Source organism: Streptomyces sp. NPDC006476, from assembly GCF_040612015.1.
Lineage (GTDB): Bacteria > Actinomycetota > Actinomycetes > Streptomycetales > Streptomycetaceae > Streptomyces > Streptomyces griseorubiginosus_B.
This window is the reverse complement of sequence record NZ_JBEXPK010000003.1, coordinates 40,518-57,261: the sequence shown is the minus strand read 5'-3', so window position 1 is coordinate 57,261 and position 16,744 is coordinate 40,518. Positions and strand designations below refer to the sequence as shown.

At 70.5% G+C, this 16,744-nt stretch carries 14 protein-coding genes and 1 riboswitch; of the genes, 7 read left to right on the top strand and 7 right to left on the bottom strand.

Features of this window, described 5'->3' with window-relative positions:
- The first annotated feature begins 5 nt into the window (after positions 1–5).
- Positions 6–287 carry an HPr family phosphocarrier protein gene (locus ABZZ74_RS04290; RefSeq protein WP_016432192.1) on the top strand — a complete coding sequence of 94 codons (282 nt, stop codon included), beginning with the start codon at positions 6–8 and terminating at the stop codon, positions 285–287.
- Between the two features lie 139 nt (positions 288–426).
- Here ABZZ74_RS04290 and ABZZ74_RS04285 read toward each other — a convergent pair whose 3' ends face one another.
- The 4 genes from ABZZ74_RS04285 to ABZZ74_RS04270 form a co-directional block, all read right to left on the bottom strand.
- Entirely contained in the window at positions 427–1,119 is a 693-nt protein-coding gene (locus ABZZ74_RS04285) for a GntR family transcriptional regulator (protein WP_356761804.1), read from the bottom strand.
- 188 nt (positions 1,120–1,307) lie between these two features.
- A complete protein-coding gene (locus ABZZ74_RS04280) occupies positions 1,308–2,081 on the bottom strand; it encodes a M23 family metallopeptidase (RefSeq protein ID WP_356761802.1) in 774 nt (257 codons plus the stop codon).
- A gap of 12 nt (positions 2,082–2,093) precedes the next feature.
- A riboswitch (cyclic di-AMP (ydaO/yuaA leader) is annotated at positions 2,094–2,257 on the bottom strand.
- Positions 2,258–2,481: 224 nt separating this feature from the next.
- A complete protein-coding gene (locus ABZZ74_RS04275; RefSeq protein ID WP_356761800.1) occupies positions 2,482–3,870 on the bottom strand; it encodes a pitrilysin family protein in 1,389 nt (462 codons plus the stop codon).
- A complete protein-coding gene (locus tag ABZZ74_RS04270) occupies positions 3,867–5,261 on the bottom strand; it encodes a pitrilysin family protein (protein WP_356761798.1) in 1,395 nt (464 codons plus the stop codon). The genes ABZZ74_RS04275 and ABZZ74_RS04270 overlap by 4 nt, the downstream gene beginning before the upstream one ends.
- A gap of 318 nt (positions 5,262–5,579) precedes the next feature.
- Between ABZZ74_RS04270 and ABZZ74_RS04265 the strand changes: the two genes are divergently transcribed.
- Positions 5,580–8,036 (top strand): DNA topoisomerase IV subunit A, encoded by a 2,457-nt coding sequence (locus ABZZ74_RS04265; RefSeq protein WP_356761796.1) that lies wholly within the window; start codon positions 5,580–5,582, stop codon positions 8,034–8,036.
- Here the strand turns inward: ABZZ74_RS04265 and ABZZ74_RS04260 are convergent.
- Positions 8,033–9,136 (bottom strand): GTP-binding protein, encoded by a 1,104-nt coding sequence (locus ABZZ74_RS04260; protein WP_356761794.1) that lies wholly within the window; start codon positions 9,134–9,136, stop codon positions 8,033–8,035. The two genes, ABZZ74_RS04265 and ABZZ74_RS04260, sit on opposite strands and share 4 nt — an antisense overlap.
- A gap of 322 nt (positions 9,137–9,458) precedes the next feature.
- On the opposite strand from ABZZ74_RS04260, the gene ABZZ74_RS04255 reads away from it, so the two are divergent.
- Positions 9,459–10,025 carry a DUF6082 family protein gene (locus ABZZ74_RS04255; protein ID WP_356761792.1) on the top strand — a complete coding sequence of 189 codons (567 nt, stop codon included), beginning with the start codon at positions 9,459–9,461 and terminating at the stop codon, positions 10,023–10,025.
- A gap of 60 nt (positions 10,026–10,085) precedes the next feature.
- Here ABZZ74_RS04255 and ABZZ74_RS04250 read toward each other — a convergent pair whose 3' ends face one another.
- Positions 10,086–10,325 carry a hypothetical protein gene (locus ABZZ74_RS04250; protein WP_356761790.1) on the bottom strand — a complete coding sequence of 80 codons (240 nt, stop codon included), beginning with the start codon at positions 10,323–10,325 and terminating at the stop codon, positions 10,086–10,088.
- 353 nt (positions 10,326–10,678) lie between these two features.
- Positions 10,679–11,851, bottom strand: coding sequence for a citrate synthase/methylcitrate synthase (locus ABZZ74_RS04245; protein ID WP_356761788.1), 1,173 nt, complete (start codon positions 11,849–11,851; stop codon positions 10,679–10,681).
- Between the two features lie 142 nt (positions 11,852–11,993).
- Between ABZZ74_RS04245 and ABZZ74_RS04240 the strand changes: the two genes are divergently transcribed.
- The 4 genes from ABZZ74_RS04240 (at position 11,994) to ABZZ74_RS04225 (ending at position 16,695) form a co-directional block, all read left to right on the top strand.
- Positions 11,994–13,247, top strand: a complete 1,254-nt coding sequence (locus ABZZ74_RS04240) for a citrate synthase (protein ID WP_356761786.1) — start codon at positions 11,994–11,996, stop codon at positions 13,245–13,247.
- Between the two features lie 54 nt (positions 13,248–13,301).
- On the top strand, positions 13,302–14,246 hold the full coding sequence (locus tag ABZZ74_RS04235) for a sucrase ferredoxin (RefSeq protein WP_356761784.1): 945 nt from the start codon (positions 13,302–13,304) through the stop codon (positions 14,244–14,246).
- A 101-nt stretch (positions 14,247–14,347) separates the two neighbouring features.
- Positions 14,348–16,018 carry a sensor histidine kinase gene (locus ABZZ74_RS04230; RefSeq protein ID WP_356761782.1) on the top strand — a complete coding sequence of 557 codons (1,671 nt, stop codon included), beginning with the start codon at positions 14,348–14,350 and terminating at the stop codon, positions 16,016–16,018.
- Entirely contained in the window at positions 16,015–16,695 is a 681-nt protein-coding gene (locus tag ABZZ74_RS04225) for a response regulator (RefSeq protein WP_240866207.1), read from the top strand. The genes ABZZ74_RS04230 and ABZZ74_RS04225 overlap by 4 nt, the downstream gene beginning before the upstream one ends.
- Positions 16,696–16,744 lie beyond the last annotated feature (49 nt).

Genomic DNA, 16,744 nt, shown 5'->3' with positions numbered 1-16,744 from the left:
ATCACATGGCTGAGCGCCGCGTCAACGTCGGCTGGGCCGAGGGCCTCCACGCCCGCCCCGCTTCCATCTTCGTCCGGGCCGCCACGGCCGCAGGTATCCCGGTCACGATCGCCAAGGCCGACGGCAACCCCGTCAACGCGGCCTCCATGCTGGCGGTTCTGGGCCTGGGCGCCCAGGGCGGCGAGGAGATCGTCCTCGCCTCCGACGCCGAGGGCGCGGACGCGGCCCTCGACCGTCTGGCCAAGCTGGTCTCCGAGGGGCTCGAGGAGCTTCCCGAGACCGTCTGACCACGGCACCACGGAAGGGCTCGTCCGAATTTCCGGGCGAGCCCTTCGCATTTTCTGTGCCGGGGGTTCGGAATTCCCGGCGGCGGGCAGCGTGAAATAGCCCCCGCGAATTCTTTCCTCTTTGTATACGGCGTCCGTGTTAATGCCGCAGGCTCGGCATGTTTACGGCATGTTGCGAGTTCCTCACACCGTTCACCCGCTCCTGACTCCCGAATCGCAGCCGGTGCGCGGCGGTCGAGCGTTCGGTGTGCAGTGCCGTGACCGCCCGGGCGCGTTCGCCGTCGCCACGGGCCACGGCGTCAACGATCGCCCCGTGCTCGGCCCAGTACTCCACCGGGTCGGCGGGCGCCTCCACGGCGTACATCCAGGCGATCTTGTGACGCAGCTGGGTGAGCATCGAGGTCATGGCCGGGCTGCCGGAGGCCTGGGCGAGCGTCTCGTGGAACCAGCCGCCCAGGGAGCGCAGATCCTCGCTGTTGCCCCTTCTGGCCCGCTCCTGGCCCAGTCTGACCAGGCCGCGCAGCACCTTCAGATGGGCCTCGGTGCGGCGCTGGGCGGCCCGGGAGGCGCCGAGCGGCTCCAGCAGCAGGCGCATCTCCAGCAGGTCGGAGGCCTCCTGCTCGGTCGGTTCCGCGACGCACGCGCCCGCGTGCCGCCGGGTCACCACGAAGCCCTCGGCCTCCAGGGTGCGCAGGGCCTCGCGGACGGGGACGCGCGAGACGCCGTAGCGGCGGGCGAGGAGTTCCTCGGTGAGGCGGCTGCCGCGCTCGTAGACACCCGCGACGATGTCGTCCCGGATGGCCGTGCACACCGAGTGCGCCGGAATACGCATGTCCGACCTCCGCCTTAATCCCCGTGAAACGTCGACCATGGACGTGTGTCCAGTGACTCTATTGCAAAGGGCGGGAATTTCCGACGGCGGGCCAGAATCCATGGATATTTTTTGGACAGCGGGACGACTGAAACGCGGAAAGCCCCGGCTCGGGGAGCCGGGGCTTCACGGGATCTCGCGATCCTCCGTCAGACGTTCACGCCGTGCGAGCGAAGGTAGGCGACGGGGTCGATGTCGGAGCCGTACTCCGGCGTCGTACGGGCCTCGAAGTGCAGGTGCGGCCCGGTGGTGTTGCCGGTCGAGCCGGAGAGGCCGATCTGCTGGCCGGTGACGACCTTCTGGCCGACGGAGACGCCGATGGACGACAGGTGGCCGTACTGGGTGTACGTGCCGTCGTTCATCTTGATCACGATCTGGTTGCCGTACGCACCGCCCCAGCCGGTCTGCACGACCGTGCCGTAGCCGACGGCGTGCACGGTGGTGCCGGTCGCGGCGTGGAAGTCGATGCCGGTGTGGCTGCCCGAGGACCACAGGGAACTGCTGGCCTTGTAGCCCGTGGAGACGTACGAGTTCGAGATCGGGGCGACGAAGGTGTTGAGGCGCTTGCGCTCGGCCTCGCGGGCGGCGCGCTCCTTGGCCTCGCGGGCCTTCTTGGCCTCCGCCTCGGCCTTCTTGCGCGCGGCCTCCTCGGCCGCCTTCTTGCGGGCGGCCATCTCGGCGGCCTGCTTCTGCGCGTCGGCCTGGGCGTCGATCTTGGCGGCGATCGAGTCGCCGATGGTGATGACGGGGGTGAGACCGGTCTGCTCGACGGCGTCGGCCGCGTTGTCGGCGGCGAGCGCGGGGGCCGCGAGGGCGCCGATGACGCCGGTGGTGGCGAGGGCCGCGACGCCGGCGGCATGGGCGGTGGAGCGCTTGATCCGGCTGGGACGACGGTGCTTCCCGGTGGCGCACATGAACGCCATGTACAGGCTGTTCCTTTCCTTCCCTCTCGCCTACCGGGTTAGCTGACGGGTTCGGAGCAGGAAGGTCTCCTACGGACACCCTCGCCACACGCGCGGGCGTCCGATTCACCCCAGGGACTGCGTGGGTCCCCGGCTCCCCTGGCTCGCGCCGTACGGGGACTCGGCGATGACTGTCCGGTGCCGCGGGTGCGGCGCACTGCCTGACGGACAGCCCGGACGACGCTAAACGGGGCCACTTTCAATTCCCAAACGGATCAGGGTGTTTGTAGCGCATCCCACAGGGCAAACAGCCCACTCTCCTTCAATTTTCCTTCAATTGCCTTCAAAGGTCCTTCAATTCGGACATAAGAGGGCCCTGGTGACGCTTCCGTCACCAGGGCCCTGCCACGCACGCGTGCCGCTACTCGGCGGACACCACGGTCACTTCACCGATGTTCAGAGCCTCTACGGGCTCCTTGATCTGCGCCGCGTCCCCGACCAGGACGGTCACCAACCGGTCGACGGGGAAAGCGTTCACGACCGCCGCGGTGGCCTCCACGGTGCCGGTCGCGGCCAGCTGCTGGTACAGCGTCGCCTGGAAGTCGTCCGGCAGATGCTGCTCGACCTGGTCGGCCAGCGTGCTCGCGACGGCCGCCGCCGTCTCGTACTTCAACGGCGCCACCCCGACGAGGTTCTGTACGGCGACGTCGCGCTCGGCGTCCGTGAGGCCGCCCTCGGCGAGCGTGCGCAGCACCCTCCAGAGGTCGTCGAGCGCCAGGCCGGTGTTCGGGGTGTCGACGGAGCCGCTGATGGCGAGCATCGACGCGCCCGTGCCGTCCGGGGCGGAGCGCAGGACCTGGCCGAAGGCCCGCACGCCGTAGGTGTAGCCCTTCTCCTCGCGCAGGACGCGGTCCAGGCGGGAGGTGAGGGTGCCGCCCAGGCAGTACGTGCCGAGGACCTGCGCGGGCCACACGCGGTCGTGCCGGTCGGGCCCGACGCGGCCGATGAGCAGCTGCGTCTGGACGGCGCCGGGACGGTCGACGATGACCACGCGCCCGGTGTCGTCGGCCGTCACCGCAGGCACCGGGCGGGGCTCGGCCCTGGAGCCCGTCCACGCCCCGAGGGTCTCCCCGAGCAGGGCGTCGAGGTCGATCCCGGTGAGGTCGCCGACGACCACCGCGGTGGCCGTCACGGGCCGGACGTGACGGTCGTAGAAGGCGCGCACGGCCGCCGCGTCGATCTTCTCGACGGTCTCCTCGGTGCCCTGGCGCGGGCGCGACATGCGCGAGCCGGCCGGGAACAGCTCCTTGGAGAGCTCCTTGGCGGCGCGCCGGGAGGGGTTGGCCAGCTCGTGCGGGATCTCGTCGAGGCGGTTGCGGACCAGCCGCTCCACCTCGCTGTCGGCGAACGCGGGCGCCCTGAGGGCGTCGGCGAGCAGACCGAGCGCCTTGGCCAGTCGGGAGGCCGGAACCTCCAGGCTGAGCCGGACGCCGGGGTGGTCGGCGTGCGCGTCGAGGGTGGCGCCGCAGCGCTCCAGTTCGGCGGCGAACTCCTCGGCGGAGTGCTTGTCGGTGCCCTCGGAGAAGGCACGCGCCATGATCGTGGCGACGCCGTCGAAGCCGGCCGGCTCGGCCTCCAGGGGCGCGTCCAGCAGGACCTCCACGGCGACGACCTGCTGGCCGGGGCGGTGGCAGCGCAGCACGGTCAGGCCGTTGTCGAGCGCTCCGCGCGTGGGCGCCGGGAACGCCCACGGCCGGGCCTCGCCCGCCTGGGGCTGCGGGTGGAACTCCATCGCGGCGAGCTCGGTCACTTGGCCGCCTCCTCGTTCTTGTCGCCGGCTTCGACGGTGGCCTCGGCCTCGGGGTCTTCGGGCGGATCGGCGTCCTCGGCGACCTCCGCGGAGACCGGCTCGTACACCAGCACCGCGCGGTTGTCGGGGCGCAGGCGGGCCGCGGCGACCTCGCGGACCTCCTCCGGGGTCACCTCCAGGACGCGCTTGACGGCGGTCAGGGCGAGCTGCGGGTCGCCGAACAGGACGGCGTAACGGCACAGTTCGTCGGCGCGGCCCGCGACCGTGCCGAGCCGGTCCAGCCACTCGCGCTCCAACTGGGCCTGCGCGCGCTCCATCTCCTCGGCCGTCGGGCCCTCCTCGGCGAACCGGGCGAGCTCCTCGTCGATGGCGGTCTCGATGACCGGGACCTCGACGTCCCCGGAGGTCTTCACGTCCAGCCAGCCCAGGGAGGGCGCCCCGGCGAGCCGCAGCAGGCCGAAGCCGGCCGCGACGGCCGTACGGTCGCGCCGTACCAGCCGGTTGTAGAGGCGGGAGGACTCGCCGCTGCCGAGGACGGTCAGCGCCACGTCGGCCGCGTCGCACGCGCGCGTGCCGTCGTGCGGCAGCCGGTAGGCGGCCATCAACGCGCGCGCGGGCACCTCCTCCTCGACGACCTCGCGCAGCTGCTCGCCGATCACGTCCGGCAGGGTGCCGTCCCGGGGAGCGGGCTTGCCGTCGTGGGAGGGGATGGAGCCGAAGTACTTCTCGACCCAGGCGAGCGTCTGCTCGGGGTCGATGTCGCCGACGACCGACAGCACGGCGTTGTTGGGCGCGTAGTAGGTGCGGAAGAACGCGCGCGCGTCCTCCAGCGTCGCCGCGTCCAGGTCGGCCATCGAGCCGATCGGGGTGTGGTGGTAGGGGTGGCCCTCCGGGTAGGCGAGGGCGGTCAGCTTCTCGAAGGCGGTGCCGTACGGGACGTTGTCGTAGCGCTGCCGGCGCTCGTTCTTCACGACGTCCCGCTGGTTCTCCATGGACTCGTCGTCCAGGGCGGCCAGCAGGGAGCCCATGCGGTCGGCCTCGAGCCAGAGGGCGAGCTCCAGCTGATGGGCGGGCATGGTCTCGAAGTAGTTGGTGCGCTCGAAGCTGGTGGTGCCGTTGAGCGAGCCGCCGGCCCCCTGCACCAGCTCGAAGTGGCCGTTGCCCTTCACCTGGCCCGATCCCTGGAACATCAGGTGCTCGAAAAGGTGAGCAAGGCCGGTACGGCCCTTGACTTCGTGGCGCGAGCCGACGTCGTACCAGAGGCACACCGCCGCGACCGGGGTCAGGTGGTCCTCGGAGAGCACCACGCGCAGGCCGTTGGCCAGGCGGTGCTCGGTCGCTGTCAGGCCCCCGGTGCCTGCCTGGTCTGTGGCCGTGTGACCCATGGGCATGTACGTCCCTTCGATCGCCGATGCGGTGGCTGACACCGCGGTTTTGCTGCCGGTCCTGCCACTGTATGCAAGCGTGCGGAGCCACGGCGAAGTTCCCGGACGACGTACGCCCACAGCGGATCGCGTAGCCTGCGGGCAGCCGCGCCCGATGGTGCCCGCACCGGCGGACCGGATCGCCCGCACCGGGTCCTGGCCCGCGTTGTCAGTGCAGCGGTCCACAATGGTGGCGTCAGATCCCGTTCATGCTTCAGCAAGCGTGAGCCGAAGGGGCCGTGAGCGACCCGTAGGCGAGCGACCAGAAAAGAGGAGCCGGCAGCGATGGCCCGCCGCAGCACGAAGACCCCGCCGCCCGACGACTCGTTCGAGGAGCGCATCCTCGACATCGACGTCGTCGACGAGATGCAGGGCTCCTTCCTCGAGTACGCGTACTCGGTCATCTACTCCCGCGCCCTGCCCGACGCCCGCGACGGCCTCAAGCCGGTGCACCGGCGCATCGTCTACCAGATGAACGAGATGGGCCTGCGTCCCGACCGCGGCTATGTGAAGTGCGCGCGCGTGGTCGGCGAGGTCATGGGCAAGCTGCACCCGCACGGCGACGCGTCGATCTACGACGCCCTGGTGCGCATGGCCCAGCCCTTCTCCATGCGCGTGCCTCTCGTCGACGGCCACGGCAACTTCGGCTCGCTGGGCAACGACGACCCGCCCGCCGCCATGCGGTACACCGAGTGCCGCCAGGCGCAGGCGACGAGCCTGATGACGGAGTCGATCGACGAGGACACGGTCGACTTCGCCCCGAACTACGACGGCCAGGAGCAGGAGCCGGTCGCCCTGCCCGCCGCCTTCCCGAACCTGCTGGTCAACGGCGCCTCGGGCATCGCGGTCGGTATGGCGACGAACATGCCGCCGCACAACCTCGGCGAGGTGATCGCGGCCGCCCGCCACCTGATCCGCTACCCGAACGCGGACCTGGACACCCTGATGAAGCACGTCCCGGGCCCCGACCTGCCCACCGGCGGCCGCATCGTGGGACTCTCCGGCATCCGGGATGCGTACGAGACGGGCCGCGGCACCTTCAAGATGCGCGCCACCGTCGAGGTGGAGACCGTCACCGCCCGCCGCAAGGGCCTGGTCGTCACCGAACTGCCCTTCACGGTCGGCCCGGAGAAGGTGATCGCCAAGATCAAGGACCTGGTCGGTTCGAAGAAGATCCAGGGCATCGCCGACGTCAAGGACCTCACCGACCGCGCGCACGGCCTGCGCCTGGTCATCGAGATCAAGAACGGCTTCGTGCCGGAGGCCGTCCTGGAGCAGCTGTACAAGCTGACGCCGATGGAGGAGTCCTTCGGCATCAACAACGTCGCCCTGGTGGACGGGCAGCCCCTCACCCTCGGCCTCAAGGAGCTCCTGGAGGTCTACCTCGACCACCGCTTCGACGTCGTCCGGCGCCGCAGCGAGTTCCGCCGCACCAAGCGCCGCGACCGGCTGCACCTGGTGGAGGGCCTGCTCACGGCCCTGGTCGACATCGACGAGGTCATCCGGCTGATCCGCTCCAGCGAGAACAGCGCGCAGGCCAAGGAACTCCTGATGGAGCGCTTCTCGCTCTCGGAGATCCAGACCCAGTACATCCTCGACACACCGCTGCGCCGCCTCACCAAGTACGACCGCATCGAGCTGGAGTCGGAGAAGGAGCGGCTCAACGCGGAGATCGCGGAGCTGACCCGGATCCTGGACTCGGACGCGGAGCTGCGCAAGCTGGTCTCCAACGAACTGGCGCAGGTGGCCAAGAAGTTCGGCACCGAGCGCCGTACGGTCCTGCTGGAGTCCTCCGGCGCCACGGCCGCCGCCGTACCGCTGCAGGTCGCGGACGACCCGTGCCGTGTGCTGCTCTCCTCGACCGGTCTGCTGGCCCGCACGGCGAACGGCGAGCCCTTCCCGGAGGACGCCGACGGCAGGCGCGTGAAGCACGACGTGATCGTCTCCGCGGTCCCGGCCACGGCCCGCGGAGAGATCGGCGCCGTGACGTCCACCGGCCGTCTGCTGCGGATCAACGTCGTCGACCTCCCGCAGCTGCCGGAGACGGCGTCGGCCCCGAACCTCGCGGGCGGAGCCCCCCTGTCGGAGTTCCTCTCCCTGGAGGACGACGAGACGGTGGTCTGCCTGACCACCCTCGACGAGTCCTCCCCCGGTCTGGCCCTCGGCACCGAGCAGGGCGTCGTCAAGCGTGTGGTCCCCGACTACCCCTCCAACAAGGAGGAGTTGGAGGTCATCACCCTCAAGGAGGGCGACCGGATCGTCGGCGCGGTGGAGCTGCGCACCGGCGAGGAGGACCTGGTCTTCATCACGGACGACGCCCAGCTGCTGCGCTACCAGGCCGCCCAGGTGCGTCCGCAGGGCCGTCCGGCGGGCGGCATGGCGGGCATCAAGCTCGCCGACGGCGCGAAGGTCATCTGCTTCACGGCGGTCGACCCGGCGGCGGACGCGGTGGTCTTCACGGTGGCGGGCTCCCGCGGCACGCTCGACGACTCGGTCCAGACGACGGCCAAGCTGACCCCCTTCGACCAGTACCCGCGCAAGGGCCGCGCCACCGGCGGTGTCCGCTGCCAGCGGTTCCTCAAGGGCGAGGACTGCCTGTCGCTGGCCTGGGCGGGCGCCACACCGGCCAAGGCGGCCCAGAAGAACGGCACCCCCGCCGACCTGCCGGAGATCGACCCGCGCCGCGACGGCTCGGGCGTGTCCCTGCCGAAGACGGTGGCCGTGGTGGCGGGCCCCGTCTAGGACGCGGGGTCCTGCTCGCCGGGATCCTGGACGTACCGCAGGACGCCCCACATGCCGTGCTCGTCGGCGGTGTGCGGGGCGTCGCTCGTACTGGCCTCCAGCTCCTTGCGGAGAGCCGGCGCGTCGATGCCGGAGCCGATGAGGACGAGCTGGGTGAGGCGTGGGGCGCCGGCCGGCCATGGCTCCGGGTAGAACCGCAGAAAGCGCCCCACGGCATGCACGGCGTAACGGTTGCGGACGTCGTACGCGCCGAAGTCGACGTACCCCTTGATCCGGTACAGCCCCGCAGGCCGGCTGTCGAGGAACGCCATCAACCGACGTGGGTCCATGGGCGTTTCGGCGACGAAGGACAGGCTCTCGTAGCCGGCGTGCAGATGCGCGGCGTGTCCGTCCTCGTCGTGTCGGTCCTCGTTGTGGTCGTGATCGCCCTGGTCGCGCTCCTGGTCGTGCAGATCGTCGAAGGAGAGCTGCCCGACGCGCTCCTCGCTCGGCCGGCAGTCGAAGAGGAACTCCGGGTCGACGCGGCCGTAGGCGGCCGCCACGACGGCGGCGCGATCGACGATCGACCGAACGAGCCGTAGAACCCTCTGCCCCTCATCCTCCGCCCGGTCGACCTTGTTGACGACGACGAGATCGGCGAGGGCGAGATGCCGGTCGATCGCGGGATGCCTGGCGCGGGTGTCGTCGAACTCGGCCGCGTCGACGACCTCGACGAGCCCGCCGTACACGATCCCCGGATGCTCGGAGGCCAGCACCATCCGCACCAGCTCCTGGGGCTCGGCGAGTCCACTGGCCTCGATGACGATGACGTCGATGCCGGCGGAGGGCGCGGCCAGCCGGTCGAGATAGCCGTCGAGTTCGCTCACGTCCACGGCGCAGCACAGGCAGCCGTTGCCGAGTGAGACGGTCGAGTCGCCGAGTGCCCCGGCCACGGCCATCGCGTCGATCTCGATGGCCCCGAAGTCGTTGACGATCGCCCCGATCCGGCTGCCCCCGCTGCGGTGCAGCAGATGGTTGAGGAGCGAGGTCTTCCCCGAGCCGAGGAATCCGGCGAGTACGACGACCGGGATCTGCCGCTGTCCGGGGCTCGGCTGACGCAACGTACGACCTCTTTCACACTGCCGTGTGCGCCGGATCGCGCTGGCGGCGCACGTACGAGGTTTGAATGCCGGACCAGGATACGAGCCGGAAGAATCACTGCGAAGTGAACGATTGTTAGCAGCACTTGCGGGGCAGACGTTGGGCAAGGCGCCGGAGTGTGCGACCCTCGCTTCCCTCCGTGCGCCTCCTCTCCGCCTCCCCCGCCGATCAGAGCCGCTCGGCACCCTGGGAGACGGCAAGCGCCGCCCACCGCTCGCCGGTCCCCTCCAGTCGACCCGCATCCCGACGACCGGCGGACGGCCGCCTGATTCGGGGGTTGACATGGCCACACAGAAGTTCGGTCCGCGGGGGCTGAGGTGCACTGTCGCAGTCTGCATAGGTGTTGCGGCGGGGGGCCTCGCCACCCTGGCGGCACAGCACCAGTCGCTGAAGGTGCTGCGCGCACGCCTGGAACACCTGGAGCGGACCGCACACACCCAGCAAGCCACGAACCTCGCCACTCAGCAGCGACAGCACTGGGAGTTGCTGAGCAAGGCGATCGACGATCCAGAGCTCGCCGAGGTCCTGGACCTCTACGAACCACCCGTCTCCCCCAAGCAGCGCCGTCAGTACCTGTTCGCCAACGCGCTCTACACCAATCTGCTTCTGTACTACCGCATCGGCAATCTGAGCAGGGACGAGTTCTTCAAGCACGTCCGGGGAATGCTCCAGAATCCGATTGTCAGGGAGTACTGGTACGCCACACAGCAACATCGGGCGAGTCTCGCGGACACCGACGAAGCCGAACTCGGTCTGCTGGTGGACGACCTGCTACGTCAACTCGAGGACGCGGACACCGAGGAGTGGTGGGTGGTGGGGGAGCCGCCCGGTGAGTCGAGTGGACCTTGACATCGCAAGCCGGTCCGAAGCGGAGGTGTGTCGCTCGGACCGGCTTTCTTCGAAACCGACCTAGGCGTCCGGGATGTCCGTCTTTGCCTTGACCAGCGTCTCGCGAGTGATCACGACAATGCGCTCATAGTCAGCACGGGCCGCATCGGGCGGAAGCTGAGATTCCAGCGAATCGGTCATATCCTTGCCGATTACGGCGAAATCCCCGTTCGCCAATTCGAAGATATCGGGGCAGGTGGCCCCCGTGGTGCTACCTCGATAGCGTGGAGCCACGCCAAGGCGGCGGACGATCTGACTCACTGTTGAATTCCTTTAGGTCTCAGACACTCACAAGGCACGCAAGCACCTGCGCACGCTGCTCGCGTGCGCGGTGGCATCCTTGCAGGTCTGAGCGCGAACTCGATCACACAGGTCCCGCGCCCCACCGCATGACGCCGGGCAGACCACTCGGGTAGACCACCGAAGGTGCCCCACGGTAGTCAACACTCGCGCACCGCACCGGGGTGCGCCCATTTATGACTTCGTTACCATCAATGGGAGTGAGGCCCTCATAGTCATCGAATGAACACCCCCCAAGCGTGACCGAAGTCGGCGAAACCTACATTTTCGAGCACACCGAGAGGCAAGGGCTCCATACGGGCACAAGGCCTCCGTCAGGTCACCGGTACCGCCACCGGCGCCCCCGGCCCCACATACCGCGCCGCCGGCCTGATGATCTTTCGGTCCTGGGCCTGTTCGAGGATGTTCGCGCTCCAGCCCACCACCCGCGCCGCCGCGAAGGTCGGTGTGAACATCTCGCGGGGCAGCCCGCACAGTTCCATGACCACGCCCGCGTAGAACTCGACGTTGGTGTGGAGTTCGCGACCGGGCTTCAGCTCCGCCAGTATCGCCTCCACCCGCCGCTCGACCTCCACCGCGAACTCCACGCGAGGACCGCCGAAGCTCCGGGCCACTTCGCGGAGCATCCGGGAGCGCGGGTCCTCCGTGCGATACACGGCGTGCCCGAAACCCATGATGCGGTCGCCGGCGAGGACCCGTTCCCGGATCCAGGGATCGATACGGTCGGGCGTGCCGATCGCGTCCAGCGTGTCGAGCGCCCGGCTGGGAGCACCGCCATGAAGCGGCCCCGAGAGCGCCCCCACCGCTCCGACCAGGCAAGCCGCCACGTCCGCCCCCGTGGACGCGATGACACGCGCGGTAAAGGTTGACGCGTTGAAACCGTGGTCAATGGTTGAGATCAGGTATTGCTCGACCGCCCGGGCCCGCCTCGCGTCCGGTTCCGAACCCGTCAGCATGTAGAGGTAGTTCGCCGCGAACGACAGGTCGTCCCGCGGCTCCACCGGTTCCAGCCCCCGGCCCAGCCGGTGGAGCGCCGTCAGCAGGGTCGGTACGGCGGCGGCCGCTGCGAGCGTGTCGCGCCGCCGCTCGTCCGCGTCGATATCATACACCGGCCGGAACCCCTTCGCCGCCCCGAGCAGCGACAGCGCGGTACGCATGCCGGCCAGCGGACCGGACCGTCCGCTCGCGGCCGCGATCGCGGGCAGCACCTCCCGCACCTCGTCGGGCAGCCGGCGCAGCGCCGCCGTCTCGGCCGCGAAGGCCGTACGCCGTGCCGCGTCCGGCAGTTCCCCGTGGACCAGGAGATGCCAGACGTCCTCGAAGCCGCGGGTCTGCGCGAGTTCGACGGCCGAGTACTGGCGGTAGTGATAGAAGCCCTCCAGCCCCCGGACATCCCCGATCTCGGTATCGGTGACGACGACGCCGGCGAGGCCGCGGGGTACGTCGACGGTGGCCGCTGATGACCTGTTGACGGACTTGACGGACATGATTTTCCTCCCTGGACTTGATTTGACTGTCCATGCTTGACTCAATCCTTGTCAATATTGATTGAGTCAATCTGGCGTCCATCACAGATCAAGTCAGGCAATGCATCAAGCCACACATCGTGAGGCCGATACGGTGACCCCTATGCACGATCAAGAGCCCTCCCCCGGGCACGCCGACCGACGGCTGACGACCAAGGAAGCCGCCGAACTGCTGGGCGTGAAGCCCGAGACGGTCTACGCCTACGTCAGCCGCGGCCAGCTCAGCAGCCGCCGTGTGCCCGGCGGCCGGGGCAGCACCTTCGAGGCGGCGGAGGTGGAGGCACTCGCCCGGCGCAACAGGCGTGACAGCGGTGGGACTCCGGCCTCCGGCGGTGAACTCTCCGTGCGCACCCGTATCACGCTCATCGAGTCCGACCGCTACTACTTCCGGGGCGTGGACGCCACCGAACTGGCCACCCGCCACTCCTATGAAGAGGTCGCCGAGTGGCTGTGGACCGGCACTCTGCGCCCGGGCATCACCTTCACGGCCCCCGAGACCTCCGTCGCCACGGCCCGCCGCGCCGTCGACGCGCTGCCCGAACACACCGGCCCCACCGACCGGTTGCGGGTGGCGGCGATCGCCGCCGCCGTCGCGGACCCGCTGCGCTTCGACCTCTCCGAGGACGCCGTACTGGGCACCGCGCGCACCCTCATCCCCACGCTGGTCGCCGCTCTGCCGGCGAGGCGCGGCCACCGGGACGAGGGCCCGCTGGCCCACCGCCTCTGGGCACGGCTGACCGGCCGGGACGCCGACGAGGCCTCGCTGCGTGTGCTGGACACCGCCCTCGCCCTGCTCGTGGACCACGACCTCGCCGCCTCGACCCTCGCGGTGCGCGTCGCCGCCTCGGCCCGCGCCCACGCCTACGCGGCCGTCTCCGCCGGGCTCGGCGTGCTCGAGGGCCCGTTGCACGGGGCGGCCAGCGGAGTCGCCCACCGGCTGTTGATGGACGTGCTCGACGAGGGTGACGCGGCCCCCGTGATCGCCGACGAGCTGCGCGCCGGCCGCCGTATCCCGGGCCTCGGCCACCGGCTCTATCCGGGCGAGGACCCACGCGCCCGCGTCCTGTTCGGTCTGCTGGAGGACCTCCCGCGGGCCGCCCCCGCCCTGGCAGCGGCACGCGACATCGTGGCCACCACCGCCCGGCACACCCCGTTGCACGCCAACGTCGATCTGGCCCTCGCCGTGTTCACGGCCACCAGCGGCATGCAGGCGACGGCCGGCGAGACGATCTTCGCAGTGGCCCGTACGGCGGGGTGGATCGCCCACGCCCTGGAGGAGTACGGCGAACGTCCGCTGCGCATGCGCCCGAGCGGGCACTACGTGGGTCCGAAACCGCCGCAGCCGCTGCCGGAGTAGGTCGCGGACCCGCCCGGACGTCACGCCGAGCCAAGTCAGGTTAGGCTCACCTCTGTGAGTACGTGCTCAACCGCGTCCCAGGAGCTCGACGAGCCTCTGGCGGGAACCGCGGCCACCGCGCGGACCTGGCTGCTGTTGGAGCAGCCGGGTCCCTGGGGCGCCAAGGCGCTCACGTCGAGCCATCTGGACCCGGCGGTGGGCCGCGCCCTGGAGGCGGCCACGAAGGGCACCGGCGTGCGGGTCGCGCTCATCCGCCGCCCCGGCCGCCATGCCGACTGCGGCACTCCCACCGTGCGGCAGGTGTACGCCGCCCACACCGTGCCGGGCCGGGTCTGGCTGCGTTCCGCCACGGTCAGCGAGCCGCGCGACCTGCTGGGCCTCGACTTCGGCGCACTGGGCCGGGGCGAGCACCGCGGCTTCGACTCGGTCCTCGGGGCGCGGCCGCACACGGGCGACCCGCTCGCGCTCGTCTGCACCAACGGCAAGCGCGACCGCTGCTGCGCGCTGCTCGGCCGCCCGCTGGCAGCGGAGCTCGCCTCCTCCGGAGTGGAAGGCGTCTGGGAGGTCACCCATCTGGGTGGACATCGCTTCTCGCCCACGCTGCTCGTCCTGCCGTACGGCTACGCCTACGGCCGCGCCGAGGCCCATGCCGTCAAGGACGCCCTGCACGGCGTCAAGGAGGGACGGATCGTCGTGGCGGGGTGCCGCGGGAACTCCGCGTGGGAGCGGCCCGGTCAGGCGGCCGAACTGGCCGTGCGTACAGCGGTCGGCGAGTACGGGGCGGAAGCCTTGAGCGTCGTGGCGACGAACGGCGCCGCCCCGTGCTGGGAGGTGACCGTCGCCCACGCCGACGGACGCCGCTGGCGGGTCGTCGTCGCCCAGGGCGCGTCCGCGCCGCCACGCCCGGAGAGCTGCGGTTCGTCGATCCTGGGTTCACCGGCCCGTATGGACGTCGTCGAAGTGCGCGAGCTGGTGACGGCGACGGCCATCGCGAGTTGACCGGGACGATCAACCCGTCAACCTGCTCCTTCAGCATTGATCAAGAGATCCACGCCACACCCCCTACGGCGGCTCCCGCACGTCCGCGTACGGTCGTGGGTATGAGCCCCACTCCCCCCGCACGTCGCCTGCGTCTCGGCATGCCGAAGCGGGTTTTCTCGCAGGTGCTGCTGATGCAGGTGGCGATCGCAGCAGGGGTCGCGGTGCTGGCGACCGGGCTGTTCCTGGCCCCGCTGAGCAAACAGCTGGACGACGAGGCGATGAACCGCGCCCTGGCCATCGCCCAGACCACGGCGGAGCAGCCGCAGATCGCCAAGGACCTCCAGCACACCGCCCCGACCGCCGACGGGCCGGTCCAGAAGGAGGCGGAGCGGATCCGCAGGGCCACCCACGCCGAGTACATCGTGGTGATGAACCGGCACGGTGTGCGCTGGTCGCACACCAACGTGCGGCAGATCGGCAAGGTCGTCTCGACCAGCCCCAAGGAGGCTCTGGCCGGCAAGCAGGTCAGGGAGATAGACAACGGCACCCTGGGCCGCTCGGCCCGCGGCAAGGTCCCTTTGCGCGACGCCCACGGCAAGATCATCGGCGCGGTCTCGGTGGGCATCAAGTACGACAGCGTCCGCTCGGAGCTCATCAGCGCCGTCCCGGGCCTGCTCGCCTATGCCGGCGGCGCCCTGGCCGTCGGCGCGCTCGCCGCGTGGCTCGTCTCCCGCCGGGTCCAGCGGCAGACCCGCGACCTGGCCTTCTCGGACATCTCGGCACTGCTGGCCGAGCGCGAGGCCATGCTGCACGGCATCAGGGAGGCCGTGGTCGCCCTCGACCGCACCGGCCGCATCCGCCTGCTCAACGACGAGGCGCACCGCCTGCTCGGCATCGACGACGCCGTCGTCGGCATGTCTCCCGACGAGGCGCTCGGCGAAGGCCGTACGGCGGACATCCTGGCCGGCCGGGTGACCGGCACCGACCTGCTCACCGTCCGCGGCCAGCGCGTCCTGGTCGCCAACCGCATGCCCACCGACGACGGGGGCGCCGTGGCCACGCTGCGCGACCGAACCGAGTTGGAACAGCTGGGCCGGGAACTCGACTCGACCCGTGGGCTGATCGACGCCCTGCGCGCCCAGGACCACGAGCACGCGAACCGTATGCACACCCTGCTGGGACTGCTCGAACTGGAGATGTACGACGACGCGGTGGAGTTCGTCGGTGAGGTGGTCGGCGACCACCGCGCCACGGCCGAGCAGGTCACCGAGAAGATCCACGACCCGCTGCTGGCCGCCCTGTTGGTGGGCAAGGCGACGGTCGCCGCCGAGCGGGGTGTCGCCCTGTGGGTGTCGGACCGCACACGGTTGCCGGACCGGCTGATCGACCCGCGGGGGCTCGTCACCGTCGTCGGCAATCTGGTGGACAACGCGCTCGACGCGGTCGCCGCCACACCGCACGCGCGTGTGGAGGTCGAGTTGCGGACCGAGGGCCGTACCGCGGTCCTCAGAGTGCGGGACACGGGGCCCGGGATCCCGGAGGAGCAGCGCGAGTTGGTCTTCACCGAGGGGTGGTCCACCAAGGAGCCGCCCGCGCACGGCAAGCGGGGCATCGGCCTGTCCATGGTGCGCAGGCTCGCCGAGCGGCAGGGAGGGAGCGCGACCGTGCGCGAGGCGAACGGTGGCGGCGCTGAGTTCACCGTCATCCTGCCGGAGGCGCTCGCCGAGCCGGCACCGGAGCCGGTCCTGAGCGCGGCCACGGACACGCCCGTCAAGGAGGAGTCCCGATGATCGAGGTCCTGGTCGTGGACGACGACACCAGGGTCGCGCAGGTCAACGCCGCCTACGTGGAGAAGGTCCCGGGCTTCCACGTCGCGGGCGAGGCGCACAGCGCGGCGGAGGCACTGCGCCGGCTGGAGGAACTGCCCCGGCTGGACCTCGTCCTCATGGACCACTATCTGCCGGACGACACCGGCCTCGCGGTCGTCCAGGAGATGCGCAGGCGGGGCCATCAGACCGACGTGATCATGGTGACGGCGGCCCGGGACGTGACGACGGTTCAGGCCGCCATGCGGCACGGAGCGCTGCAGTACCTGGTGAAGCCGTTCGCCTTCGCGGGCCTGCGCGCCAAGCTGGAGGCGTACGCAGAGCTGCGCCGCACGCTGGACGGTGGTGGCGAGGCGGAACAGGCCGAGGTGGACCGTATCTTCGGCGCCCTGTCCGCGCCGTCGGAACCGGGGCTGCCCAAGGGCCACTCCCCCACCACCGCCGAACTGGTGCGCCGCTCCCTGATGAACGCCCAAGGCCCCCTGTCCGCCCAGGAGATCGCCGACCGGACCGGGGTGAGCCGCCAGACCGCCCAGCGCTATCTGAAGCTCCTGGAACGCACCGGACGGGCCCGTCTCACGCTGAAGTACGGCGACGCGGGCCGCCCTGAACACCGTTACGTGTGGGCGGCCCGCGCCTGAGGGTACGGCCGGGTGGGGGCGGGGGAAGGGGCCGTACCCCCACCTACAT